Raw genomic sequence first — 21,931 nt, 5'->3', positions numbered from 1 at the left:
CAAGCCCACGACCATCGAAAGTTAGCTCCAATGTGCGCGCATGTGTCAGGCCATGTGTCGTGTCATACCCATCGTGCCCCGCCTGAATGCGCATGCCATCTGGCGCTTGGCTTACTTGGACAGGAACATGTTTAGGTGAGTCGACCAGCAATTCTTGTTTGCGTTTACTACTGCCCACTGCCGCGAAGCGCGCGCTGGAATAGCCATCTATCGATAAGACAGAATGAGATTGCGTCGCACGTCCCGCGCGGCGCCACTCTTCGCCAAACACTTTGCCCGATCCACAATTCACGATCAAAGGACGGCGTCCTGACGTCATCTCAAACGCAAGGGTCGACGCATGGGCGTTGTGCGATGCATCCCCTTTTGGCGGGGCGCTCGCATCAATCAACAGGCTCGTTCGACCACCGGACAAACGCGCATAGCCCATCGACAATCCGTCAGATTGGCTGCGCCGCACTTCGGAATTCTGAAGCGCTTGATCCAAACGTCCATCGATACCGCGCCCGCCGCCATGAAAGCGTGCGAGCCCGCCGTCAGCATGGCGCAGCGTGCGCAGGGCCGGGGCGATGCGTTCGATCGCAGCGAGATGATCAGCAGGCGGTACAATGCCCGCTTCTCGCAAACTGACCGCCGCCCAAGTGATAAGCGTAAAGACCTCAAGCAATTCTTCGGGATTGCGCGTCGGCAGACCACCCTCTGCATCGATTTGCTCGTCGCAGGCACGGGCCAAGGCTTTGACCGCTGGCGTAACATGTGCCTCCATACCGCTAAGCGATAGGCCTGCGTAAATCATCCCCGTCAGCGCCTCAAACCGCGCCAAACCGGGTTCAGTTTTGTGCCAACGACGCGATAAAAACTTCGTTTGTTGGGTCAATGAGCGATAAAACACCTTTGAGGCGTCACTGTCCTGTCCACGCAACAAAAACAGTGCGTGATTGATCCAGCGGATCAAACGGCGACCTGTTAGCCCCGGCACCCAACCCGGCCCTTTGCCGCGCCCGTAGGTGTCGATCCAATCCCAAACCCACATCTCTGCCGTTTCCCGCGCTGAGGAATCACCGACAGCTGCCAAATCATCAAGCCAGCTGAATCCATGCGCTTCATCTGCAAAGACTGGATCGGGCGGCGGAATTTTCCACAGGCTCTCGGAAGGTGCTTCGAACAAGTGTCCCGCAAAAAGAATATTTCCAGCCGACAATTGCCGACCTTTGGCAAAGCTACCGATAGTGCGGGGTTCAGGTTGCGACACAAAGCCAGTCGCTGCCGTTTGGCGCGTGACAAGGCGTGCGTGAACGCCATGCATGGCACGGTTAATCCGCGCCGACCATTTGTTAGCTCTAGACATCTGCTCTGCCTTATACGCTCTTGTGGCGCGTTTTCTTTAGGGAAGCTTACCCCCTAAATGGCACAAAGTCACCGCAGAAAAAGCGCGCTAAACAGGTTTGCGAAGCAATGCGATGTAAAATCCATCCATTCCGCCGATCTCGGCCCAATAGTCAGGCCTCAGGCGCAAGCCACCCTCTTCAGTGATCCAATCTGCGTCTATCCCTGCAACTTTCAAAGCATCGCGGTCGATTTCCAGTTCCGGATGCATATCCAACAAGTCTTCGACTTGGCATTCTCCTTCGTCGGGCAGTAGCGAACAGGTGCAAAATACCAAACGCCCACCGGGCTTTAACAAGGTTATCGCATGGGACAACATACGCGCTTGTAGCTCGATTAGTTCACCAAATTCGGAGCCATCTTTGACCAGTGGCAAATCAGGGTGACGTCGAATCGTTCCGGTAGCAGAACATGGCGCATCGAGCAGGACCGCATCATATTGACCGCTTGTGTCCAAAGCATCGCCAACAACCAGTTCCGCGTTCAGCTTGGAGCGTTCCAAGTTTTCGCGAACACGCTGCATTCGGCGCTCTGATGTATCAACAGCCGTAACGCTCGCACCGCTTGCTGCAATTTGCATCGTCTTACCGCCCGGCGCACAGCAAAGATCGATGATCTTTTCACTGGCCTTTGGCGCAAGGATTTCGACAGGCAAAGCGGCCGCAGCATCTTGCACCCACCAATCGCCCTCTTCATATCCCGCCAATGCGGACACCTGCACAGCGTCACTGATTCGCACGGAACCTGTGTCGAGCAACGTCCCACCAACAGCCTTTGCCAATGCAGCGCTCTCACCCTTGGCCGTCAAATCCAGCGGCGCACCTGCAAAATGAATGCGCTCAATCGCACCGATGCTCTCGCTGCCATATGCATTTACCAGCGGGCCACGCAGCCATTTGGGCAAGCGCGGTACGCGTAGCTTTGCCCACTCTGTTGGGCCTTTCTCTACAACCTTCCGCAGAACTGCATTGGTCAACCCTTTGAGCTGCGCTGTACGCTTATTCGCGCCCACGCTGCTGACTGCATCATTCACAACACCATGCGCTGCACCGCCGGTGCAAAGTTCGTAAGTAGCTATGCGCAATACGTTATTTACCGCCAATGGCGGGCTTTTCCGCAAAAACGGTTTCAGCACACGATCAACACGTTCCAGCGAACGGAGCGTTTCAGTCGCAAGACGTTGCGCCCGCGCGCGCTCATCAAACGGCAGTTTTTGAACAAAGGGCGCACCCAACGCTTCCGAAAGCATTTGCTGTTCCCCGAGCACCTGCCCCAGCAATCCTGCTGCCGCGCGCCGTGCTGCTACACCGTTGTCTGCCATTCATGTCGCCCTTTGCGATACTTGCTGTTCGTAACGGACGGCGTATATCAAGGGTCACACGCCAAGGAAAGGAGCGCCCGATGAGCAGCGCCAAAGAAAACCGTCAAAACAACCTGACTGACGCCGCGAAACGCGCGCTTGCCGAAGCGGAAGAGCGTCGCAAGGCAGCGAAAGATCTAGAGCTTGCGACGGAACTTGGTGGTCGCAATGGGCCAGAGCCTGTTCGCTTCGGCGATTGGGAAAGAAAAGGCATCGCAGTCGATTTTTAACTGCGACGCTCGAGAGTTATTTTAGGCCAAGTACGTCGAGCATATCGTATTCGCCCGGTGCCTGATCCTGACCCCAAATCGCCGCTTTGATCGCACCGCGTGCAAACACACGGCGATCAGTCGCGAGGTGGCGCAGAATAATACGTTCGCCAGCAGCGGCGAACATGACATCATGCTCGCCAACGATGTCACCGCCGCGAATAGCCGTGAAGCCAATATCGCCACGTTTACGTGCACCCGTGATTCCATCGCGCCCACTGTCACGCACTTCCTTGAGCGCAACGCCGCGCCCTTCGGCGGCAGCTTCGCCCAACATCAGCGCCGTGCCAGAGGGTGCATCAACTTTCATGTTGTGATGGCCTTCGATCACTTCGATGTCGAAATCTTCGTCCAACGCTGCTGCGACCTTCTTTGTGAGTTGTGTCAGCAGATTCACGCCAAGCGACATATTACCAGCGCGCATGATCGTCGTCTTTTGCGATGACGCTTTAATCGCCTCCAAATCGCTATCGGCAAATCCGGTCGTTCCGATGATATGCACAATACCCGCATCAGCCGCCATTTCAGCAAAGGCAATAGTTGCGGCAGGCGCTGTGAAATCAACAACAGCTTGCGCTTTGGTAAAGGCCTCAGCAGGGTTATCGCTAACCACTACACCAATCTCAGCGCCGCCCATCTTTGCACCGATATCGCTGCCCACCCAGTCATGGCCCGGACGCTCCAACGCGCCAGCAAGATGGGTTGCTGGGTTTTCTTGAATGGTTTGGATCAACATTTGACCCATGCGGCCAGATGCGCCGGTCACCACAATCCCTACTGTATCGGTCATCGAAATATCCTTCGTTTCTTTCGTCTTCCTTACCCTGCGCCGCGCAGCTTGGCAAAGCCCGCGATAGTGCTTAGATGGGGGATATGGCTAAGAAATCTTTCTCCAGTGGCTCCGGCCCTTCCCAGCGTCAACTTCGAGTTGGCGAATTGATACGTCGCGCGCTGTCTGAGTTGCTCCAGCGCGGTGAGGTACATGACCCTGACCTAAACCGTTTGTCAGTCACCGTTGGCGAGGTCCGCGTGACCCCCGACCTACGCGTCGCGACTGTTTATGCGCTGCCCCTCGGTGGCTCAGACAAGGGCGATGTTGTCGCGCTTTTGGCTAAGAACAAGGGTGAGTTGCGCCATCTGATCAACAAGAAGCTCGCGCTGAAACACTCCCCCGATCTGCGGTTCCGTCTTGATGAAACGTTTGATCGCATGGATGAAACCCGTCGTTTGCTGTCCCAAGAAGATGTGCGCCGCGATATTGAAGCGGTTGCAGACGAGGACGGAGAAGGCGCAGAATGATCTGGCGGCTGTCGGCATTGCTACTCGTTCTGGCTGGCCCTGCGCTGACCGCTGAATGCAGCGATGTTCGATATGAGGGCAATCGCTTTGCGCTTTGCGAGGTTGATCTGACCACCGAAGATCTGCGCCTGTTTCTGAACGACACCAACGGCGAAAAACACGGTCATTTTTCTTCAGTCGATTCCGATCTCCGAGCAGAAGGTAAAAAGCTTGAGTTCGGCATGAACGCAGGCATGTATCATGATGATCGCGCACCTGTAGGACTTTACCTTGAAGGCCAAACGCAAGAACAACGCCTCATCACGTCCGACGGCCCCGGAAATTTTGGACTGCTTCCCAACGGCGTTTTTTGTATCGGCGAGCGGCGCGCGCATGTTGTGGAATCTCGTGCCTTTGCAAAGAATACACCGAATTGCTCTTTCGCGAGCCAATCCGGCCCGATGTTGGTCATTGATGGCGCCCTGCACCCGCGCTTTTTGATCGACAGCACATCGAAATACATTCGCAATGGTGTTGGTGTCAGTGCGGATGGTCGCACAGCAACGTTCGTCATCTCGCGCAATTCCGTGACCTTCCATGAATTCGGCTCTTTCTTCAAAGATGAGCTAAAGACACCCAATGCCCTTTATTTCGATGGGAATATTTCGCGGCTCTATGCGCCTGAAATCGGTTCCTCTGGCGCGGGTTGGCGCATGGGCCCTATCGTGGGCACGGTTATCTCACGCGAGTAATTGACGGCTTCGCCCCAATTCGCTACGCGGCGCTTTCAAACATTTGAGGGACGGACCCATGGCACGCAAACGCAAAGGTCGTGATATTTCTGGTTGGCTGGTTGTCGACAAGCCTGCAGGCATCACCTCGACAGCCGTCGTCAACAAGGTGAAATGGGCCTTGGACGCCAAAAAGGCGGGCCATGCCGGCACGCTTGATCCAGAAGCGACTGGCGTTTTGGCTGTGGCCTTGGGCGAAGCAACAAAAACCGTTCCCTACATCACCGACGCACTGAAAGCCTATCGCTTTACCGTGCGATTGGGCCAAGCGACCAACACCGATGATGCCGAAGGTGAAGTCATTCAAGAAAGCGATGCGCGCCCCGAGGATACGCAAATTGCCGAGGCTTTGCAGGGCTTTCTAGGCGATATTGAACAAGTGCCACCCAAGTTTTCTGCAGTAAAGATCGATGGCCAACGCGCCTACAAGCTTGCGCGCGATGGCGAAGATGTTGAACTTGCAGCGCGTCCCCTTTGGGTCGAAGAACTGCTGCTGATCGATCGTATCGACGACGATCATGTCGAACTGGAGATGACGTGCGGCAAGGGCGGTTATGTTCGCTCTATCGCGCGCGATCTCGGCGCGGCTTTGGGATGTTATGGCCATGTTCTCAAACTGCGTCGTATTTGGTCGGGTCCGTTTGAGGCTGAGAACGGCGTCTCGCTTGAACAAGTCAACGAACTCGCGCGCACGCCTGAACTTGATGCCTTCATCCAGCCTTTGGAAATTGGGCTTGATGATCTTGTCGAACTGAAATGTTCGGAAGATGGCGCAGCCAAGTTGCGAAATGGCAATCCGGGTATGGTTTTCGCTGCTGGTGATATCGAATACGGCGATGAAGCTTGGGCTTCACTCAACGGCGAGGCGGTCGCCGTGGGAGTCTACAAAGCAGGCGAACTACACCCGTCCCGTGTCTTTGTTCGTCCCCAATCTTAAGCGGTTTGCACACATTCGCGATTCGGGCATAACGATCACATGATCACCCGCACCCACACCAAAGGCGATGCGCCCTCAACCGCAGTCTATTCTGAATGCGAGCGATATCGTTATTCATTAACCCGTGTTTGGGATGACAACGGTAAACGGGTTCATTTTGTTATGTTGAACCCGTCGACCGCAACAGAAGTTCAAAACGATCCAACCGTTGAGCGGTGCGAACGTCGCGCGCGAGCGCTTGGCTTTGGCAGCTTTACTGTGACGAATATTTTTGCTTGGCGCGATACCGACCCTCGCGCGATGAAGGCGGCATCAGACCCTATTGGCCCGACAAATGACGAGGCGATCCTTGAGGCCAGCCAAGCGGCAGATCAAATTATTGCCGCTTGGGGTACACATGGCGCGCATCGAGACCGCGGCGCTGCTGTCAAAGTGCTTTTGAAAAGTGTGGGTAAACCTTTGTTTCACCTTGGTTTATCAAAGGCAGGACATCCAAAGCACCCGCTTTATATCGCTTATACACAGCAACCACAGCTCTGGGACAATTCCGATGAATGACGACACTCAAGATAGATTGGACAAGTTGACTTCAGAGCTGGAGACCCTCAACAAACACCGCTTCATTCGCGTACACAACTCGTTGTGGCGGCTTGTTCTTTTCCAATTCACCCGTGGGTTGGCCTTCGGGTTGGGCTCTGTCCTTGGCGCGTCAATTTTGGTGTCTCTTCTCGTGTGGTGGTTATCCCAATTCGAGTTTATTCCCATCATTGGGGACTTCGCCAAACAGCTCATTGATTGGATTGAAATCCCAGGCAGCTTACCAAGAGAGCGTTAACCATCAGATCTAATTGAGTTTGATTGGAACTAAGAGATCAGCCAATGTAAAGATTGGATGGTTTTGAGGTAGACAATGCTGATTTTAGCAGGGCTCTTAGGGATGGTCGCGCTTGGCTCCTTTATGTTGGTTGAGCCAACAAGCGGTTCAGACGAAAGCGACGATACCAACACGTTTGATGAGGTCGATGGTTCAGGCGAATCCGTCGAAGAGGACGATGTACTGCCGGATACCGATTTCCTGTCTTTCATCGACGAAGACGGTATTAAGCAAACGCTTGAAAATGAAGTCACCCAATCCGACGATCTTCTGATCGGGAGCACTGGCTCTGATGAGATTGAGGCGCAAAACGGTGATGATTTTGTTCTAGCGCGCGATGGCGACGACACTATCGACGGCGGCGACGGCAACGACGTCTTGCATGGTAACGAAGGCGCCGATGACCTGTCAGGCAACGAAGGTCTAGACGAACTTCATGGCGAACAGGGCGATGATCTTTTGAATGGTCAGAGCGGCGCTGATACTCTTTTTGGAAACATCGGTGCAGATCATCTGATCGGCGGTACGGGTGACGACAACCTAGTCGGCGGCGAAGGCAATGATGCGCTTTGGGGCGACGAAGGCAACGACACACTCGTCGCGAATGAGGGCGCTGATACGCTAGATGGCGGCTCAGGTCAGGATTTACTGATGGCTGGCGCTGGCAGCGATATCCTTAACGGCATTGAGGACGGCGAACAAAGTGCAGATTTTCTGAACGGCGGCGATGGTGATGATACCATTCTTGCAGGCGCAGGTGATCAAGTGTCGGGTGGTGATGGAGCAGACACCACTATTCTCAGCGAAGACATGCCTAGACACGCTCAGATTTGGGACTTTGAAAGCGGGCTAGATACGCTCGTTGTGCTTTATGATGGCGACGAAGAGATCCCTGAAATTGATATTTCAGAAAACCCGGACGCCGCCGGACGTTGGATCATTCACGCAGATGGCGAAACCGTTGCGCATATAACGGGCGATGTGCCAACCCAAGCTGATATTAGCCTAATTGCGCGTTCATAACGCTTCGCAGGCTTTTTTGCTTTCTTTTCTACGAAATCTGACCTAAACGCTCCCATCCCTACATGTTGTAGGGCGATTCTCCATGGGCCTTGCTGGACGATATCCCGGCCTGCGCCATTCACTCTTATCTCTTAAAGGAGACCCCGATGTCGATTACGCCAGAAGAAAAAGCACGTCTGATGAAAGAATTCGCCACCAAAGAAGGCGACACAGGTTCACCAGAAGTTCAAGTTGCTATCCTGTCCTCCCGCATCGCGACGCTGACAGAGCACTTCAAAACGCACAAAAAAGATAACCACGGTCGCCGTGGTCTGCTGAAAATGGTCGCTCTGCGCCGTAAACTGCTGGACTACACACGTGCTAAAGATGAAGCACGTTACCAAGACCTGATCAAACGTTTGGGCCTGCGCCGCTAAGCGCCCCTTACATTTTGAAATTAGAAGCACCCGCCCTTCAAAAGGCGGGTGTTTTCTTTTGTGGGGCTTGTTAAGCTCTCCGTATGCCCATTCCTGAAAAGCCGAAAATTGAAACCATTTGTTCAGGCAGCGAGCTAAAACAATGGTACTGGCTCAAGACTGAACTTGCCTCTGAAGCAAAGCGACGAGGACTAAAAGTGAGCGGTGCAAAATTCGAAATTCTGGAAAGGCTCGCCTTGTTTTTAGACACTGGCCAGATCGAGCAATCTTCACAGAGACCGAAGGCGAAAACATCAAAATTCGACTGGCACGCAGAAGTGCTATCGCCCGAAACAATTATCACCAACAGTTACAAGAGCACGCAAAACGTCCGCCGATTTTTCACGTCTGAGCTAGGAGCAAACTTCAAGTTCAATATCGAGTTCATGGCTTGGTTTAAGGCGAATGAAGGCAAAACACTGGCGGACGCTTGCGCAGAATATAGAGCGATGAAACAGCGTCAGGCTGACCCCAATTTTCAAAGCAAAATCGAACCGCACAATCAATTCAATCAATACACACGCGACTTTTTGCAGGATAATCCAGATCTTGGCATGAACGACGTCAGGCGAGTCTGGGCGCTAAAAATTGCGCGGCCTTCGAAAACAGGACGACATGTTTATCATCCGACTGACTTAAACCTAACTTAACCGAAGGTGATGTATTCTTTGACCATAATTTTTTCTTTGAAGTATTCGATCGATGAAACGCCTTAAGTTCATTTCTTTCACTTTACTGCTCTGTCTGGCGATCATGTTTGGCCTTTGGCAAGTTAGCAGATCAACTAGCTTCCAACTGTTTGGCGACGTGATCACGCGTGTTGAAACGAACGAACCTATTATTGCCTTAACCTTTGATGACGGGCCGGGCCCCAAATACCTCGCGCCTGTTCTTGAACTACTCGACAAGGAAGATGTGACAGCCACGTTCTTCTTAGTGGGCCAAGCTGTTCGTGATCACCCCGAATTAACCCAAGACATCGCCGCGCGCGGGTACGAAATTGCAAATCATTCCTTCACGCATCCGCGCATGGTCTTGATGTCGATGGATCGCATTGCGCAGGAAATTGAGAATACCGACGCGGCCATTCGGGCAACGGGGTACACGGAACCACTCCACTTTCGTCCGCCTTATGGGAAGAAACTTGTAAATTTGCCGCGCTACCTTGCCGAGCATGATCGCGCCTCGATCATGTGGGATATCGCACCAGAAAAATGGAACGGTTCAGTTGAAGAAATCGCAAATCGTATTGCGAATGAGGCGAAGCCCGGCTCCATCGTTTTGTTTCATGTTATGTATAATTCAGGAGGGATGTCGCGCGCAGTCCTGCCTTTGGCAATCAAAGCACTCAAGGAGCAAGGCTTCAGATTTGTCACGATCTCCCAGCTTTTGGAGAGACGAGCCCCCTAGTCGATTTCGTTTGATGCAGAAAGCAGAGCTTTCAACATATCATTTGATCGCGTTACATCCGCCAACTTGTAGCCGTCCAAAACTGCGAAAAATGCATCCTGCGCTTCGACCAAGGGGCTTCGCAAGCCACACGCCGGAACAATTGCGCAATTTGATTTCGACCCGAAGCATTCCGCAACAGAAACATCACGTTTCAACGATCGCAGCACTCCACCGATAGAGATGTCGGCCGCGGGCATTGCGAGTGTTAACCCCCCTGCCCGCCCTCGTTCGGATTGGATGAAACCGTTGCGCGCAAGCTCTGTCGCGATTTTCGAAAGATGGTTGTTTGAAATCCCATACATCGCCGCGATCCGCACAGTCGGCAGTTTGTCAGGCGCATGAGCCGCGAGCGCAATCAAGATACGTAGCGCGTAGTCTGAATATTTGTCTAACTGCATGCGACATAATTAGCATTTGAAATGCGCAATTAAAACGACTAAATAATTACGCATGCAAAATGCGCAATAAGGAGCATCGTCATGAACATTGCTGAAATGGTTCTTTGGCCCGGAACAAAAGTCTGCGAAAAGTTGGGTATCGACCCATCGTCCGATGCTGGTCTCATTCGCTGGATGATCAACACCTTGATCTACCTAGTCCTTGCTTTGGTTTTCGTTTGGGTCATCGCCGTTTAATGCTGGCACGATTTCCAATTAGCCCTGAGCAGATCGATACCGTCGTTGAAAAGTTCTACGCCAAAGTCCGCGATGAAAAGACACTCGGGCCGATCTTTGCAAAACACGTGCAAGATTGGCCAAATCATGAGGCAAAAATCGCAGCGTTCTGGCGCAACGCAATACTGCTGGAACGCAGTTACTCGGGAAATCCGATGCAAGTGCATCAATCAACGGGAAATGTTCACGCTGAACATTTCGAACCATGGCTCGCGTTGTTCGATCAAGTCCTAGATCAGGAATTGGACGATGACATTGCCAAAGCCTGGTCCGCTTTGGCGCATCGTATCGGGCGCGGTTTGAGCATGGGCCTGACCTCCACAAAAGACGGGAATGCCGGACCACCCTTGTTTAGCTAGGCCGCAAAGGAAACGCTTCCCAAACCCCTTAAAATACTATATGCGCGCGCTATCTGAGACGTGATGCTTTGGCCTTGGCACACAAAACGATGCAAAAGGCCGGTGGCAATGGGGCCACTATTTGAACGGAAGACCCGGAGGGCCGGGAGTGCTTCCAACTAGGAAACGATATATGTTTAACGTAACATCGAAATCGATGGAGTGGGGCGACGATACGCTTACTCTTGAAACGGGCAAGGTTGCTCGTCAGGCAGATGGCTGTGTCATCGCCACACTTGGTGAAACATCGGTTATGGCCGCTGTCACATTCGCCAAGAAACAAAAGCCGGGTCAGGATTTCTTTCCTTTGACCGTGCACTACCAAGAAAAATACTACGCTGCGGGTAAAGTTCCCGGTGGTTTCTTCAAACGCGAAGCACGTCCTAGCGAAAAAGAAACACTGACAGCGCGTTTGATCGACCGTCCGATCCGCCCATTGTTCGTCCCTGGCTTCAAAAACGAAGTTTTGGTGATGTGTACAGTTCTGTCCCACGATCTTGAAAACGACCCAGACGTCGTTGCAATGATCGCGGCATCCGCTGCTTTGACAATCTCTGGCGCGCCCTTCATGGGCCCAATCGGTTGTGCGCGCGTCGGTTTCGTCGACGGTGAATACACCTTGAATCCATCTGTGGACGACATGCAGGACCTGCGTTTGAACCCTGAACAGCGCCTCGATCTGGTTGTTGCCGGCACAAAAGACGCCGTGATGATGGTTGAATCCGAAGCATACGAGCTGTCCGAAGCAGAAATGCTTGGCGCCGTAAACTTCGCGCACCAGTCCTTCCAGCCTGTGATCGATCTGATCATCGACTTGGCAGAAGATTGCGCGAAAGAGCCATTCGACTTCGCGCCAACAGATTATTCTGAATTGTCCGCCGCTGTTGCAGCTGCTGGCGAAAAAGATATGCGCGCTGCTTTCGCGATCACGGACAAGCAAGAACGCACAGCGGCCGTTGCTGCGGCGCGGACTGTCATCCAAGACGCGCTCACTGAAGAGCAACTTGCTGATGCGAACCTCGGTTCTGCAATGAAGGGCCTCGAAGCAGGTATCCTTCGCGGCGACGTTGTGAAAACAGGCAAGCGTATCGATGGCCGTGACACGACAACGATCCGTCCGATCGTGTCTGAAACAGGTCTTCTGCCACGTACACACGGTTCTGCTCTGTTCACGCGCGGTGAAACACAAGGTCTTGTTGTGACGACGCTCGGCACTGGCGATGATGAACAGTTCATCGACTCCCTGCACGGCAACTTCAAATCCAACTTCCTGCTGCACTACAACTTCCCTCCCTATTCTGTGGGTGAAGCTGGTCGCGTGGGCCCTCCCGGCCGCCGCGAAATCGGTCACGGCAAGTTGGCTTGGCGTGCGCTTCAGGCGGTTCTGCCTGCGGCAACTGATTTCCCATACACAGTTCGCGTTGTATCCGAGATCACAGAATCAAACGGCTCGTCCTCTATGGCGTCTGTTTGTGGTGGCTCCCTGTCCATGATGGACGCGGGTGTTCCGCTCAAATCAGCAGTTGCTGGTGTTGCGATGGGTCTCATCATGGAAGAAGACGGTTCCTACGCGATCCTGTCTGACATCCTTGGCGATGAAGACCACCTTGGCGATATGGACTTCAAAGTGGCGGGTACCGAAAACGGCATCACATCCCTTCAGATGGACATCAAGATTGCAGGCATCACGCCTGACATCATGGAAAAAGCTCTGGATCAAGCCAAAGACGGCCGCATGCATATCCTCGGTGAAATGGGCAAAGCCATTGATGGCGCGCAGGAATTCTCTGTGCACGCTCCACGCATCGAAACAATGCAGGTTCCAACAGACAAGATCCGTGAAGTCATCGGTTCTGGCGGTAAAGTCATCCGCGAGATCGTTGAAGTCTCTGGCGCGAAAGTGGATATCAATGACGAAGGCATCATCAAGATTGCTTCGCCAAACGGTGAATCCATCAAGAAAGCTTACGACATGATCTACTCCATCGTTGCTGAGCCTGAAGAAGGCAAAGTCTACGACGGTAAAGTTGTGAAAATCGTTGATTTCGGCGCCTTCGTGAACTTCTTCGGCAAACGCGATGGTCTGGTGCACGTTTCTCAAATCGAGAACCGTCGCCTGAACCACCCGTCCGACGTTCTTAAAGAAGGTCAGGACGTTAAGGTTAAGCTTCTTGGTTTCGACGATCGTGGCAAGGTCCGCCTGTCCATGAAAGTTGTTGATCAGGAGACTGGCGAAGAAGTCGTCGCTGAGAAAAAAGAAAAGTCTGAAGACTAATCTTTTTTGAAGATGAATTTGAAAGGCCTCGGTGGAAACATCGAGGCCTTTTTCGTTGAGTACGCGCACGGACTTTGACGTGTAACTCACGACTATTCCCCGTTATTTTTGTGCCTCACGCCCTAAGGATGCCCTCACAACATTGAGGAGGGACATCCCATGAAAAAACCATTGGCCGAATTTATCGGCACATTCACACTCGTTCTGTTTGGTTGCGGCGCTGCGGTAATTGCAGGCAGTGATATTGGCCTGACAGGTATTAGTTTCGCATTCGGCCTTGCGCTGATCGGCATGGCATACGGCATCGGCTCCGTATCTGGTTGCCATATTAACCCTGCCGTAACTTTGGGCGTTGTCGCTTCTGGTCGCATGAGCATTTCAGATGCAATTCCCTACATGATCGCTCAAGTCGCGGGTGCCATCGCGGGCGCGTTTGTCTTGATGATAATCGCATCTGGCAAAGCAGACTACTCTGTCGCAGCCAACGGTCTTGGTCAAAATGGCTGGGGCGCAGGTTATCTTGGCGAATATACGATGGGCGCTGCGTTTGTCTTTGAAGTCGTCGCAACGTTCTTGTTCATGGTCGTCATTCTCGGTTCCACTGGCGCAGGTGCTCCATCTGCAATGGCTGGTCTCGCGATCGGTCTTGCACTGGTGGTGATCCACCTTGTCGGGATCAACGTAACGGGCGTTTCTGTAAACCCAGCGCGTTCGATTGGGCCTGCACTCTTTGCGGGTGGTACGGCACTTGCACAGCTTTGGCTGTTTATCGTTGCTCCAATCATCGGCGCAATCGCAGCTGGCGTGCTGTTCAAATCAGGACTGCTCGACGCGGAGTAAGGTATTCCATACGGGGCAGAGCACATTCCTTTTCCCCGTTTTTTTACTGCTCTGAAAAGGCAAAAAGACAACATAAGAATGGTGCCTTCACTCACGGATAGTACCATGGCCCCTGCCACAACTTCCCTCGTGGTGGGGGCCTAAATATCTCTGAGAGAGTTTTGAGAACGGCTCTTAAAGAGACCATAACTACACATGGTAAAGAGTAGAAAAGCCCGGTGCATGCACCGGGCTTTTGTTTTGTTTGGCTTAGCCCAAATTAGCTCGGAAGCTTAGCTTTGCGCAGATATGGCAGGACAGTGTCGAACTCGCCGAACTTTGCCGCAGCATCCTCGTTAGACACTGTCGCTGGAATGATCACATCTTCACCAAGCGTCCAGTTGGCAGGTGTCGCAACACTATGCTTGCCTGCAGTTTGAAGCGCATCAAGCGCACGCAAGATTTCAGCAAAGTTACGGCCAACCGTCATCGGATACGTCATAGACAGCTTCAGTTGCTTGTCAGGTCCAATGATAAAGACTGAACGCACTGTCGCGCTATCTGCTGGCGTACGGCCATCTGGCAAATAGGCTTCCGCTGGCAGCATGTCGAACGCTTTTGAAACGGCAAGGCCTTCATCCGCGATGATCGGGAAACCAGCTGCTTTGCCAGCAACAGTTTTGATATCGCCCTTCCATTTCTTGTGGTCTTCAACGCCATCTACAGACACACCAATAACCTTGGCGCCACGTGCATCCCACTCATCAGCCAACTGTGCAACAGCACCAAATTCGGTTGTGCAAACAGGGGTGAAATCCTTCGGGTGCGAAAACAGAATCGCCCAGCTGTCACCGATCCAATCATGGAATTGAATCGTGCCCTGATCTGTTTCAGCAGTAAAATTTGGAACAGTGTCGTTAATACGAAGACCCATGTCGGTGTCCTTTCAGTTGTCTTATTCAAAGTGACTTATGGTAACTTACGCGCATCTATTGTGAAGCGCATCCCCTCTATTGCGCCGCCCTTATCGGAGTGACAGAGTACCGCTGAAACGCGAGGCAGCCCCTTCGCAAATATTGTTTTCCAGGGAGACCTTCAATGCTTGAACACCGTCAATTTTATATCAATGGCGCTTGGGTCGACCCAGCTGCTGCACACGATTTTGATGTGATCGATCCATCAACCGAAGAGACATGCGCAGTTATTTCTCTTGGTGACCAAGCTGATACAGATGCCGCGGTAGCCGCTGCTAAATCAGCCTTTGAAAGCTGGTCACAAACCTCAAAAGAAGAGCGCCTTGCGCTGTTCGAAAAACTGCTCGAAATCTACAATGCGCGCGCCGAAGAAATGGCGCAGGCTATGTCCGTAGAAATGGGTGCGCCAATCAGCATGAGCCGTGTCAACCAGACAGGCGCAGGCAGCTGGCATCTGGAAGGCTTTATCAACGCATTCCGCGAATTCGAATTCGACTCTGAATTCACCGCGACCGAGATGACAGTGAAAGAACCAATTGGCGTAGTAGCTTGCATCACGCCTTGGAACTGGCCAATGAACCAGATCGTTCTGAAAGCAATCCCTGCCATTGCGACGGGCTGCACGGTTGTTCTCAAACCATCTGAAATCGCGCCACTGTCTGGCGTTCTCTTTGCTGAGTTCATGCATGAAGCGGGCTTCCCCGCAGGCGTGTTCAACATGGTGAATGGCGATGGTGTCGGTGTTGGTACGCAACTCTCGGTTCATCCAGATGTGGACATGGTCAGCTTCACAGGTTCTTCCCGTGCCGGCATTCTTATTTCCAAAGCCGCAGCAGACACGCTGAAACGTGTTAGCCTTGAGCTTGGCGGTAAAGGCGCGAACATCGTCTTTGCAGACGCCGGAGAAAAGGCGATGAAATACGGCGCCGACCGCTGCTTCCGCAACTCTGGTCAGTCTTGTAACGCGCCAACACGTATGTTGGTCGAACGCTCAGTCTATGATCGCGCCGTTGAGGTGGTTACCGAAGCTGCGAACAACACACATGTTGGTCCCGCGTCCGAAGAGGGCAAGCACATTGGTCCAGTTGTTTCCAAAGTTCAGTTCGACAAAATCCAAGGCCTGATCGAAGTAGGTATGGGTGAAGCGAAGCTGGTCGCTGGCGGTCTTGGTCGTCCAGATGGTTTGAACCGTGGATACTATGTTAAGCCGACAGTCTTTGCTGACGCGACCAATGATATGCGCATTGCGCAGGAAGAAATCTTTGGTCCAGTTCTCGCTATGATTCCTTTCGATACCGAAGAAGAAGCCATCGCAATTGCAAACGACACGCCATACGGCCTGACCAACTACGTGCAAACGCCCGACGATGAAAAACGCCGCCGCGTTGCCCGTCGTCTGCGCTCTGGCATGGTAGAAACCAATGGCCAAGGCTTTGCGCAGGGTTCACCATTCGGTGGCTATAAGCAGTCGGGCAATGGCCGCGAAGGCGGTGTATTTGGTCTTGAGGAGTTCCTCGAAATCAAAGCGATTTCCGGTTGGAATAGCTAAGGCTCCAAAACGGTCTTTATGAACGAATGCGTCAGAGACTCTCTGGCGCATTTTTCGTTTCAATGGAGAAGCTGAGAGAGCTTCGCTCGGATGAATGTTGCTTCCGCCTCATTTTGCGAACATTCCAAAGCGCGGCTCAATGCATCATGTGCTTGGTTTGAATTTTGCATTCGTTGAAACAACTCAGCGCGCGCCAAATGGAAGGGAAGATACCCTTGCATGTCGTCAAGTTCAGCCAAAGCGTTCAATATCTTCTCTGCTGGCTCCAAGCGATCATCCATACAAAGTGCGACCGCCTGATTTAGGCGCACAACCGGTGTCGGCTCGAAGCGATAAAGCAGGCCATAAAGGTCGATGATTTGCGCCCAATCTGTATCTCTCCAATCCGCGCTCACCCCGTGAACACCGCTTATCGCCGCTTGGATTTGATACGGACCAATTTCACCCTTAACGAGGCAAGCTTCAAGAATTGCAGTGCCTTCTTTGATCTGATCGCCATTCCAGCGGGCGCGATTTTGGTTTTCCAACGCGATCAATTCACCCTCCGGACCTACACGCGCATGTCGGCGTGCATCGTGCAACAACATTAGGGCAAGCAACCCTTGAACCTCACAAGACTCTGGCATCAAACGCGCTGTGATACGGGCAAGCCTAATTGCCTCATTCGACAGATCCACACGGGTTAGATCACGCCCCGAACTTGCTGAATATCCCTCATTAAACACCAGATAGAGTGTGCGCAAAACCGAGGCGAGCCTAACAGGCAAATCTTCGGTTTCAGGCACCTTATAAGGGATGCCTGCACCTGCGATCTTTTGCTTGGCACGCGTAATGCGACGTCGCATCGTGTCTGGGCTATCCAAAAATGCAGCCGCAATCTGATCTGTGTTCAATCCACCCAGCGCACGCAGCGTTAAAGCGACACGCGATTTTTCCGCGAGCGTGGGATGACAACAGACAAAGATCATTTGCAAACGTTCGTCCGGGATCACTGCTTGCTCCTTTTCATCTGCATGGATGTTTTCCAGGTCAAAAAGGTAGCTCAGCTCTGCCTCTTTGTTCGCGAAACTCTTGTCACGCCTGAGCCGGTCAATCGCCTTGCGTCGGGCCACCTGCAATAACCAAGCAGCAGGTGATCGCGGCAAGCCATTGCGATCCCAATGCGTCATGGCCGCAATCAAAGCATCCTGCGTGCAATCCTCAGCAAGCTGAAAATCACCAAGCGTTTTGACCATAATTGACAGGATGCGCCCCCACTCCTCCCGAACGACGCGTTCGATCTGATCTTTAGAGGAAAGTGGGGACGGCATGGATTTGGGCCCAGTTCGTTAATCGAAAATCATCACTGGGCGTACCTCAATACGTCCGGTGCTGGCCGTCGGAATTTTCGCCGCGCATTTGATCGCATCATCTAGATCGGCGCATTCGAGCAAATAATAACCGCCCAACACTTCCTTCGTTTCCATGAAGGGACCATCCATCGTTTCGGTTTTGCCGTCGCGCACAGAAACCGTCGTCGCGGTTTCGGCGCCTTGCAACGCATCACCCGCAACAAAGCGACCTGTTTCTTGAACGAACTGACCGAACTCACCATAACCTTGCATCATCGCACCATGCTCAGGGGAACCAGGTGTTGGTGCTTTAGTAGGGTCCGAATAAATGAGACACATAAATTGCATGTTTTTTCCTTCGCTAAAATCAGACGTACCGCACGTCTGTGTATCTTAGACGAAGATCGTCACGCAAAACGGACATTCATCAAAAAATAATTTTCAAAAAGGCGACTTTGCACGGAATTTGTGGGTCGCACCGCCATCCGGGTGCCGCACGCGTAACTCTTCTGAATGCAGCATAAGACGTGGATGATCGCTGAGAGCTGCACCTTTTGCGTAGAATGGGTCGCCCAAAATGGGATGCCCTAACGCCAGCATATGCACACGAAGCTGATGAGAACGACCCGTTTTCGGCATTAGCCGTACACGTGTTTCATCATCGCCGTAGCGCATCACACGCCAATCTGTTTGCGCCGCGCGACCCGTGTCATGGCATATCTTCTGCAAGGGGCGGTTTTCCCAATCCACGATGATGGGAAGATCAACAGTACCTGTTTTAGGCTCTAACTTACCCGAAATGCGTGCCACGTAGGTTTTCTTTGTCATGCGCTTTTCGAATTGAAGACCCAAATGCCGTTGTGCATGTGGGGTCAATGCAAAGATCATCACACCTGATGTATCACGATCGAGTCGATGCACGAGTAACGCCTGTGGAAACGCCGCCTGAACACGTGTGATTAGGCAATCGGCCAAATGCTCCCCCTTGCCCGGAACAGACAACAGGCCCGACGGCTTGTTCACGATCAGAATTTCATGATCGTCGTGCAAAATATCCAGAGGATCTTGCGGGGGAGTATAGTCACTGTACATAGCCCCTCGTCTCAGATGCGCGCTTGGTTTTCAACCCAACGTCATCCTTCGCACAGAAAACAATGCGCATTAAGCTTTTCTGAAAATGGGAGAGACATCAATGCATCCAACAATAACAGCCATTCAAGACGTGGTGGCAAAAGGCGACGAAACCGCCATTGCACCCCTGCTCGCGGATCAGGTCAAATTCATGCCGCCAACCTATTTCGCAACGTGGACGGGGCGTGATGCGGTTGCGGCCGTGTTGGGCCACGTTGGCAATGTGTTCACTGACTTCAAGTACCGCCGCATCATGGGGGACGGCAACGATTGGGCCCTTGAGTTTGAATGTAAGGTTGGCGATCTAAATGCCGTTGGCGTTGATCTGATCACACTTGGTGAGGACGGGCTGATCGAAACTTTTGAAGTCGCGATGCGCCCTTACAAAAGCGTAGGTGCCTTGCGTGATGCAATGAACAAACGTGTCATGGCCGATCCCGCGTTTCTCAAACACAAGACCGCGCTTAGCTAACCCTTGCGCATTTGGCGGACCATTGACGTCGTGTACACAATAAGCGCCAGCCAGATCAGCGGGAACGCAATGGCGCGCGCACGGCCAAAGGGTTCGTCAAAGATAAACACGGCAATAAGAAAAATAATAGTGGGTGCGATGTACTGCAGAATGCCAATCGTCGACAAACGCAGCAATTTCGCCCCATTCGCGTAGATCATTAATGGCACAGCCGTGATGGCACCGCAGCCCAGCAACAACCACGTGTCACGTGTCAGGCTAAAGGAAAAATGCGACGCATCGCCCGCATCGAGAAACGCGATGTATCCCAATGCAAAGGGCAATAGGATCAGCACCTCAAGTAAGAAGCCTTGGTTCGGACCAATCGGCAATTGCTTTTTCGCAAGCGCGTAAAAGCCCCAGGTCAACATCATGCCCAAGGCAGCCCAAGGCAGTCCACCGCCGTCAATCACCAGCACCGCAACCGCCATTGCAGCCAACGCTATCGCAACAAGCTGCGCGCGGCTGAGCTTTTCACCAAGGAGAAGCGCACCTAATGCGATACTGAAGAGCGGGTTCATGTAATAGCCCAGCGCTGCTTCCATCGCGAAACCGGCGGTCACGGCCCAAACATAAATGCCCCAATTCAGCGAAACCAACGCAGCCGTCACACACGCCATGCCGAGCATGCGAGGGTTTTTGAAAGCTGCGACAACGTCCTTGGTTCGACGCAATATCAACAAAACAACAACCGCAATTGGAATGGACCAAATGACCCTATGCGCCAAGATTTCTACAGGCGGAATATGTGAAAGCAGCTTGATATAAAGCGGCAGGAAGCCCCAGAGAAAATAAGCGCTTATCGCAAACGCGAGGCCCTGCGGCGTGTCTTCATTGGGGCGTTGGGTCACGGCGCATTACTTTCTATGTTGGCTATGACAAAGACCTACTCCCCAAAACGCAACAAGGGAAGTCAGGTTCGGGCCGCTTTCAAATTTGCCCAGTTTTGTTTGTCGAACACGTAAGCGAAGTTTTTGGACTTTTGTCCAAGCAATGTGATTTCGACATTCGGCATGTGCTGTGCGTCCAGCCTTTCAGCCGCTTTTTGCGAGCGGATATTGTCAGGGGCAATATGAAGCCAGACGCGTTCATGCACTTGGAAAGCATGTTCAAACATCAGCGTTTTGAGGTGAAAATTGGTCTCCCCGCCCCATTGGTCCCGCGTCAGGAAGGTAAAACCAATAGCAACGTCTGCAGGCGCGTCTTCAGCGATGTAATACCGCGAACAGCCAATGACACATTGGGTTTCTTTCAAGCGAACAACATAGGTTCCGCCTGCTTCAAGAAGGCCATCGAAGTACCCGCGAAACACGTCTTCCTCAAAGCGGTTCTTGGCAGGATGACCTGCCCAGATCAGAGGATCAGAAGCTGCACGATAAAGCGCGGCAAAGTCTTCAGACTTCATCGGCCTTAGGTCCAAAAGCTCATCTGCCAGCGAAACGGATGTATCAAGCTTCATGCCCTGCACTCCCTATGTATCATACCGCAACGTACGATGGGTGCGCGCAAGAGCACGACACCCTACGTAAGGTGCGTGGTTTCACGCACCCATCGTCAGACTTTCACACGTTCGGACTTAGGATCATAGAACGGTTTAGACGACACTTCCGCCTTCACGCGGCGACCTGCGATATCGATCTCATATGTGGACCTCAATACATCCGCGAGCTTCTCGCCTTTGCACGGGATATACCCCATGCCCATCGCAGCACCTTGATGGTGACCATATGCGCCAGAAGTTAGGTAGCTCACAATCTCCCCATCGCGCAGAACAGGCTCTGCGTGGTAGAGTAGCGGCTCTGGATCGGTCAGCTTGAACTGCAACAAGCGCATTTCGAGGCCGTTCTCTTGCTTGTCCAAGATCGCCTCGCGGCCAATGTAATCCGCCTTGTCCTTCTTCACTGCAAAGCCAAGTCCCGCTTCCATCACATGATCTTCTGACGTGATGTCATGACCGAAATGACGGAACCCTTTTTCCATGCGGCAGGTGTCCATCATGTGCATGCCACACAGCTTCAGATCCATGTCACGACCCGCTTCAAATAGCGTTTCAAACACGTGGCCTGACATGTCGGAAGAGACATAAATCTCCCAGCCCAGCTCGCCCACATAGGTCACGCGATGCGCACGAGCGAGGCCCATGCCGATCTCAATCTCTTGTGCTGTGCCGAATGGGTTGACCGCATTACTGAAATTATTGGGCGAGACTGCTTGCAGCAAATCCCGCGCCTTTGGTCCCATAACCGCCAAAACGCCTTCACCCGCAGTGACGTCTGTAATGACCACATTGAAATTGCCCTGATGACGGCGCAACCAAGTTTCATCCGCAAGGCGCGTCGCGGCTGGTGTCACCACCAAGTAGGCGAATTCAGACATGCGGGTTACTGTGACATCTGCCTCAATCCCACCGCTGCGATTTAAGAATTGAGTATAGACAATCTTAC

The 21,931-nt window shown here is 52.7% G+C and carries 27 protein-coding genes; 16 read left to right on the top strand and 11 right to left on the bottom strand.

The features are described 5' to 3' along the window. A partial coding sequence (locus ABJQ89_RS06310) for a heparinase II/III family protein (RefSeq protein ID WP_348495419.1) occupies positions 1-1,348 on the bottom strand: 1,348 nt, incomplete at its 3' end. A gap of 87 nt (positions 1,349-1,435) precedes the next feature. Next, positions 1,436-2,707 (bottom strand): transcription antitermination factor NusB, encoded by a 1,272-nt coding sequence (locus ABJQ89_RS06305; protein WP_348495418.1) that lies wholly within the window; start codon positions 2,705-2,707, stop codon positions 1,436-1,438. Between the two features lie 80 nt (positions 2,708-2,787). Here ABJQ89_RS06305 and ABJQ89_RS06300 point away from each other — a divergent pair, with 80 nt between their 5' ends. Next, entirely contained in the window at positions 2,788-2,976 is a 189-nt protein-coding gene (locus ABJQ89_RS06300) for a DUF1674 domain-containing protein (RefSeq protein ID WP_348495417.1), read from the top strand. Between the two features lie 16 nt (positions 2,977-2,992). Here the strand turns inward: ABJQ89_RS06300 and dapB are convergent, their stop codons facing one another. Beyond that, on the bottom strand, positions 2,993-3,805 hold the full coding sequence (dapB, locus tag ABJQ89_RS06295; RefSeq protein WP_348495416.1) for a 4-hydroxy-tetrahydrodipicolinate reductase: 813 nt from the start codon (positions 3,803-3,805) through the stop codon (positions 2,993-2,995). A gap of 83 nt (positions 3,806-3,888) precedes the next feature. Between dapB and rbfA the strand changes: the two genes are divergently transcribed. The 9 genes from rbfA (at position 3,889) to ABJQ89_RS06250 (ending at position 9,783) form a co-directional block, all read left to right on the top strand. Next, positions 3,889-4,314, top strand: coding sequence for a 30S ribosome-binding factor RbfA (rbfA, locus tag ABJQ89_RS06290; RefSeq protein ID WP_348495415.1), 426 nt, complete (start codon positions 3,889-3,891; stop codon positions 4,312-4,314). Beyond that, the gene (locus tag ABJQ89_RS06285; protein ID WP_348495414.1) at positions 4,311-5,045 is read left to right on the top strand and encodes a phosphodiester glycosidase family protein; all 735 of its coding nucleotides are present in this window, start codon (positions 4,311-4,313) and stop codon (positions 5,043-5,045) included. Before rbfA ends, ABJQ89_RS06285 begins: the two co-directional genes overlap by 4 nt. 58 nt (positions 5,046-5,103) lie before the next feature. After that, positions 5,104-6,021 carry a tRNA pseudouridine(55) synthase TruB gene (gene truB, locus ABJQ89_RS06280; protein ID WP_348495413.1) on the top strand — a complete coding sequence of 306 codons (918 nt, stop codon included), beginning with the start codon at positions 5,104-5,106 and terminating at the stop codon, positions 6,019-6,021. 39 nt (positions 6,022-6,060) lie between these two features. After that, a complete protein-coding gene (locus tag ABJQ89_RS06275; protein ID WP_348495412.1) occupies positions 6,061-6,579 on the top strand; it encodes a DUF1643 domain-containing protein in 519 nt (172 codons plus the stop codon). Beyond that, positions 6,572-6,856, top strand: coding sequence for a DUF5665 domain-containing protein (locus ABJQ89_RS06270; RefSeq protein ID WP_348495411.1), 285 nt, complete (start codon positions 6,572-6,574; stop codon positions 6,854-6,856). The genes ABJQ89_RS06275 and ABJQ89_RS06270 overlap by 8 nt, the downstream gene beginning before the upstream one ends. 75 nt (positions 6,857-6,931) lie before the next feature. Further along, positions 6,932-7,918 (top strand): calcium-binding protein, encoded by a 987-nt coding sequence (locus ABJQ89_RS06265; RefSeq protein WP_348495410.1) that lies wholly within the window; start codon positions 6,932-6,934, stop codon positions 7,916-7,918. A gap of 146 nt (positions 7,919-8,064) precedes the next feature. After that, positions 8,065-8,334 (top strand): 30S ribosomal protein S15, encoded by a 270-nt coding sequence (gene rpsO, locus ABJQ89_RS06260; RefSeq protein ID WP_348495409.1) that lies wholly within the window; start codon positions 8,065-8,067, stop codon positions 8,332-8,334. 83 nt (positions 8,335-8,417) lie between these two features. Continuing rightward, entirely contained in the window at positions 8,418-9,023 is a 606-nt protein-coding gene (locus ABJQ89_RS06255) for a DUF6434 domain-containing protein (protein WP_348495408.1), read from the top strand. A gap of 52 nt (positions 9,024-9,075) precedes the next feature. Then, complete coding sequence (locus ABJQ89_RS06250) at positions 9,076-9,783, top strand: polysaccharide deacetylase family protein (protein ID WP_348495407.1); 708 nt, start codon at positions 9,076-9,078, stop codon at positions 9,781-9,783. On the opposite strand, the gene ABJQ89_RS06245 is transcribed toward ABJQ89_RS06250, so the two are convergent. Then, entirely contained in the window at positions 9,780-10,223 is a 444-nt protein-coding gene (locus ABJQ89_RS06245; protein ID WP_348495406.1) for an Rrf2 family transcriptional regulator, read from the bottom strand. The two genes, ABJQ89_RS06250 and ABJQ89_RS06245, sit on opposite strands and share 4 nt — an antisense overlap. Positions 10,224-10,304: 81 nt before the next feature. Between ABJQ89_RS06245 and ABJQ89_RS06240 the strand changes: the two genes are divergently transcribed. The 4 genes from ABJQ89_RS06240 to aqpZ all read left to right on the top strand — a co-directional run bounded on the left by ABJQ89_RS06240 (position 10,305) and on the right by aqpZ (position 14,012). Further along, positions 10,305-10,460 (top strand): hypothetical protein, encoded by a 156-nt coding sequence (locus ABJQ89_RS06240; RefSeq protein WP_348495405.1) that lies wholly within the window; start codon positions 10,305-10,307, stop codon positions 10,458-10,460. Continuing rightward, positions 10,460-10,858 carry a group III truncated hemoglobin gene (locus ABJQ89_RS06235; protein ID WP_348495404.1) on the top strand — a complete coding sequence of 133 codons (399 nt, stop codon included), beginning with the start codon at positions 10,460-10,462 and terminating at the stop codon, positions 10,856-10,858. The genes ABJQ89_RS06240 and ABJQ89_RS06235 overlap by 1 nt, the downstream gene beginning before the upstream one ends. A gap of 172 nt (positions 10,859-11,030) precedes the next feature. After that, on the top strand, positions 11,031-13,172 hold the full coding sequence (gene pnp / locus ABJQ89_RS06230; RefSeq protein ID WP_348495403.1) for a polyribonucleotide nucleotidyltransferase: 2,142 nt from the start codon (positions 11,031-11,033) through the stop codon (positions 13,170-13,172). A 159-nt stretch (positions 13,173-13,331) separates the two neighbouring features. Next, positions 13,332-14,012 carry an aquaporin Z gene (gene aqpZ, locus ABJQ89_RS06225; RefSeq protein WP_348495402.1) on the top strand — a complete coding sequence of 227 codons (681 nt, stop codon included), beginning with the start codon at positions 13,332-13,334 and terminating at the stop codon, positions 14,010-14,012. A 259-nt stretch (positions 14,013-14,271) separates the two neighbouring features. Here the strand turns inward: aqpZ and ABJQ89_RS06220 are convergent, their stop codons facing one another. Further along, positions 14,272-14,925, bottom strand: a complete 654-nt coding sequence (locus ABJQ89_RS06220; RefSeq protein WP_348495401.1) for a peroxiredoxin — start codon at positions 14,923-14,925, stop codon at positions 14,272-14,274. Positions 14,926-15,089: 164 nt separating this feature from the next. Here ABJQ89_RS06220 and ABJQ89_RS06215 point away from each other — a divergent pair, with 164 nt between their 5' ends. Next, a complete protein-coding gene (locus ABJQ89_RS06215; RefSeq protein ID WP_348495400.1) occupies positions 15,090-16,514 on the top strand; it encodes an aldehyde dehydrogenase family protein in 1,425 nt (474 codons plus the stop codon). A gap of 59 nt (positions 16,515-16,573) precedes the next feature. On the opposite strand, the gene ABJQ89_RS06210 is transcribed toward ABJQ89_RS06215, so the two are convergent. The 3 genes from ABJQ89_RS06210 to ABJQ89_RS06200 all read right to left on the bottom strand — a co-directional run bounded on the left by ABJQ89_RS06210 (position 16,574) and on the right by ABJQ89_RS06200 (position 18,937). Continuing rightward, the gene (locus ABJQ89_RS06210; RefSeq protein ID WP_348495399.1) at positions 16,574-17,824 is read right to left on the bottom strand and encodes an RNA polymerase sigma factor; all 1,251 of its coding nucleotides are present in this window, start codon (positions 17,822-17,824) and stop codon (positions 16,574-16,576) included. A gap of 18 nt (positions 17,825-17,842) precedes the next feature. Then, positions 17,843-18,193 carry a YciI family protein gene (locus ABJQ89_RS06205; protein WP_348495398.1) on the bottom strand — a complete coding sequence of 117 codons (351 nt, stop codon included), beginning with the start codon at positions 18,191-18,193 and terminating at the stop codon, positions 17,843-17,845. Positions 18,194-18,286: 93 nt separating this feature from the next. Further along, positions 18,287-18,937 (bottom strand): RluA family pseudouridine synthase, encoded by a 651-nt coding sequence (locus ABJQ89_RS06200; protein ID WP_348495397.1) that lies wholly within the window; start codon positions 18,935-18,937, stop codon positions 18,287-18,289. A 100-nt stretch (positions 18,938-19,037) separates the two neighbouring features. Here ABJQ89_RS06200 and ABJQ89_RS06195 point away from each other — a divergent pair, with 100 nt between their 5' ends. Further along, the gene (locus ABJQ89_RS06195) at positions 19,038-19,448 is read left to right on the top strand and encodes a nuclear transport factor 2 family protein (protein WP_348495396.1); all 411 of its coding nucleotides are present in this window, start codon (positions 19,038-19,040) and stop codon (positions 19,446-19,448) included. On the opposite strand, the gene rarD is transcribed toward ABJQ89_RS06195, so the two are convergent. The 3 genes from rarD to ABJQ89_RS06180 all read right to left on the bottom strand — a co-directional run. Next, positions 19,445-20,338, bottom strand: a complete 894-nt coding sequence (rarD, locus tag ABJQ89_RS06190; RefSeq protein WP_348495395.1) for an EamA family transporter RarD — start codon at positions 20,336-20,338, stop codon at positions 19,445-19,447. The two genes, ABJQ89_RS06195 and rarD, sit on opposite strands and share 4 nt — an antisense overlap. A 62-nt stretch (positions 20,339-20,400) precedes the next feature. Next, positions 20,401-20,946 carry a GNAT family N-acetyltransferase gene (locus ABJQ89_RS06185; RefSeq protein ID WP_348495394.1) on the bottom strand — a complete coding sequence of 182 codons (546 nt, stop codon included), beginning with the start codon at positions 20,944-20,946 and terminating at the stop codon, positions 20,401-20,403. A 95-nt stretch (positions 20,947-21,041) separates the two neighbouring features. After that, the coding region (locus ABJQ89_RS06180) for an aminomethyltransferase family protein (protein ID WP_348495393.1) at positions 21,042-21,931 on the bottom strand (890 nt) is incomplete at its 5' end.

This window comes from Planktotalea sp. (assembly GCF_039984035.1).
GTDB lineage: Bacteria > Pseudomonadota > Alphaproteobacteria > Rhodobacterales > Rhodobacteraceae > Planktotalea.
Note: the sequence above shows the minus strand (reverse complement) of the source record. Positions and strands in the feature narration are given on the sequence as shown.

Bases quoted from the DNA above. Each gene is read 5' to 3' on its own strand.
- ABJQ89_RS06305 (WP_348495418.1), bottom strand. From the start codon at position 2,707: ATGGCAGACAACGGTGTAGCAGCACGGCGCGCGGCAGCAGGATTGCTG.
- ABJQ89_RS06300 (WP_348495417.1), top strand. From the start codon at position 2,788: ATGAGCAGCGCCAAAGAAAACCGTCAAAACAACCTGACTGACGCCGCG.
- dapB (WP_348495416.1), bottom strand. From the start codon at position 3,805: ATGACCGATACAGTAGGGATTGTGGTGACCGGCGCATCTGGCCGCATG.
- rbfA (WP_348495415.1), top strand. From the start codon at position 3,889: ATGGCTAAGAAATCTTTCTCCAGTGGCTCCGGCCCTTCCCAGCGTCAA.
- ABJQ89_RS06285 (WP_348495414.1), top strand. From the start codon at position 4,311: ATGATCTGGCGGCTGTCGGCATTGCTACTCGTTCTGGCTGGCCCTGCG.
- truB (WP_348495413.1), top strand. From the start codon at position 5,104: ATGGCACGCAAACGCAAAGGTCGTGATATTTCTGGTTGGCTGGTTGTC.
- ABJQ89_RS06275 (WP_348495412.1), top strand. From the start codon at position 6,061: ATGATCACCCGCACCCACACCAAAGGCGATGCGCCCTCAACCGCAGTC.
- ABJQ89_RS06270 (WP_348495411.1), top strand. From the start codon at position 6,572: ATGAATGACGACACTCAAGATAGATTGGACAAGTTGACTTCAGAGCTG.
- ABJQ89_RS06265 (WP_348495410.1), top strand. From the start codon at position 6,932: ATGCTGATTTTAGCAGGGCTCTTAGGGATGGTCGCGCTTGGCTCCTTT.
- rpsO (WP_348495409.1), top strand. From the start codon at position 8,065: ATGTCGATTACGCCAGAAGAAAAAGCACGTCTGATGAAAGAATTCGCC.
- ABJQ89_RS06255 (WP_348495408.1), top strand. From the start codon at position 8,418: ATGCCCATTCCTGAAAAGCCGAAAATTGAAACCATTTGTTCAGGCAGC.
- ABJQ89_RS06250 (WP_348495407.1), top strand. From the start codon at position 9,076: ATGAAACGCCTTAAGTTCATTTCTTTCACTTTACTGCTCTGTCTGGCG.
- ABJQ89_RS06245 (WP_348495406.1), bottom strand. From the start codon at position 10,223: ATGCAGTTAGACAAATATTCAGACTACGCGCTACGTATCTTGATTGCG.
- ABJQ89_RS06240 (WP_348495405.1), top strand. From the start codon at position 10,305: ATGAACATTGCTGAAATGGTTCTTTGGCCCGGAACAAAAGTCTGCGAA.
- ABJQ89_RS06235 (WP_348495404.1), top strand. From the start codon at position 10,460: ATGCTGGCACGATTTCCAATTAGCCCTGAGCAGATCGATACCGTCGTT.
- pnp (WP_348495403.1), top strand. From the start codon at position 11,031: ATGTTTAACGTAACATCGAAATCGATGGAGTGGGGCGACGATACGCTT.
- aqpZ (WP_348495402.1), top strand. From the start codon at position 13,332: ATGAAAAAACCATTGGCCGAATTTATCGGCACATTCACACTCGTTCTG.
- ABJQ89_RS06220 (WP_348495401.1), bottom strand. From the start codon at position 14,925: ATGGGTCTTCGTATTAACGACACTGTTCCAAATTTTACTGCTGAAACA.
- ABJQ89_RS06215 (WP_348495400.1), top strand. From the start codon at position 15,090: ATGCTTGAACACCGTCAATTTTATATCAATGGCGCTTGGGTCGACCCA.
- ABJQ89_RS06210 (WP_348495399.1), bottom strand. From the start codon at position 17,824: ATGCCGTCCCCACTTTCCTCTAAAGATCAGATCGAACGCGTCGTTCGG.
- ABJQ89_RS06205 (WP_348495398.1), bottom strand. From the start codon at position 18,193: ATGCAATTTATGTGTCTCATTTATTCGGACCCTACTAAAGCACCAACA.
- ABJQ89_RS06200 (WP_348495397.1), bottom strand. From the start codon at position 18,937: ATGTACAGTGACTATACTCCCCCGCAAGATCCTCTGGATATTTTGCAC.
- ABJQ89_RS06195 (WP_348495396.1), top strand. From the start codon at position 19,038: ATGCATCCAACAATAACAGCCATTCAAGACGTGGTGGCAAAAGGCGAC.
- ABJQ89_RS06185 (WP_348495394.1), bottom strand. From the start codon at position 20,946: ATGAAGCTTGATACATCCGTTTCGCTGGCAGATGAGCTTTTGGACCTA.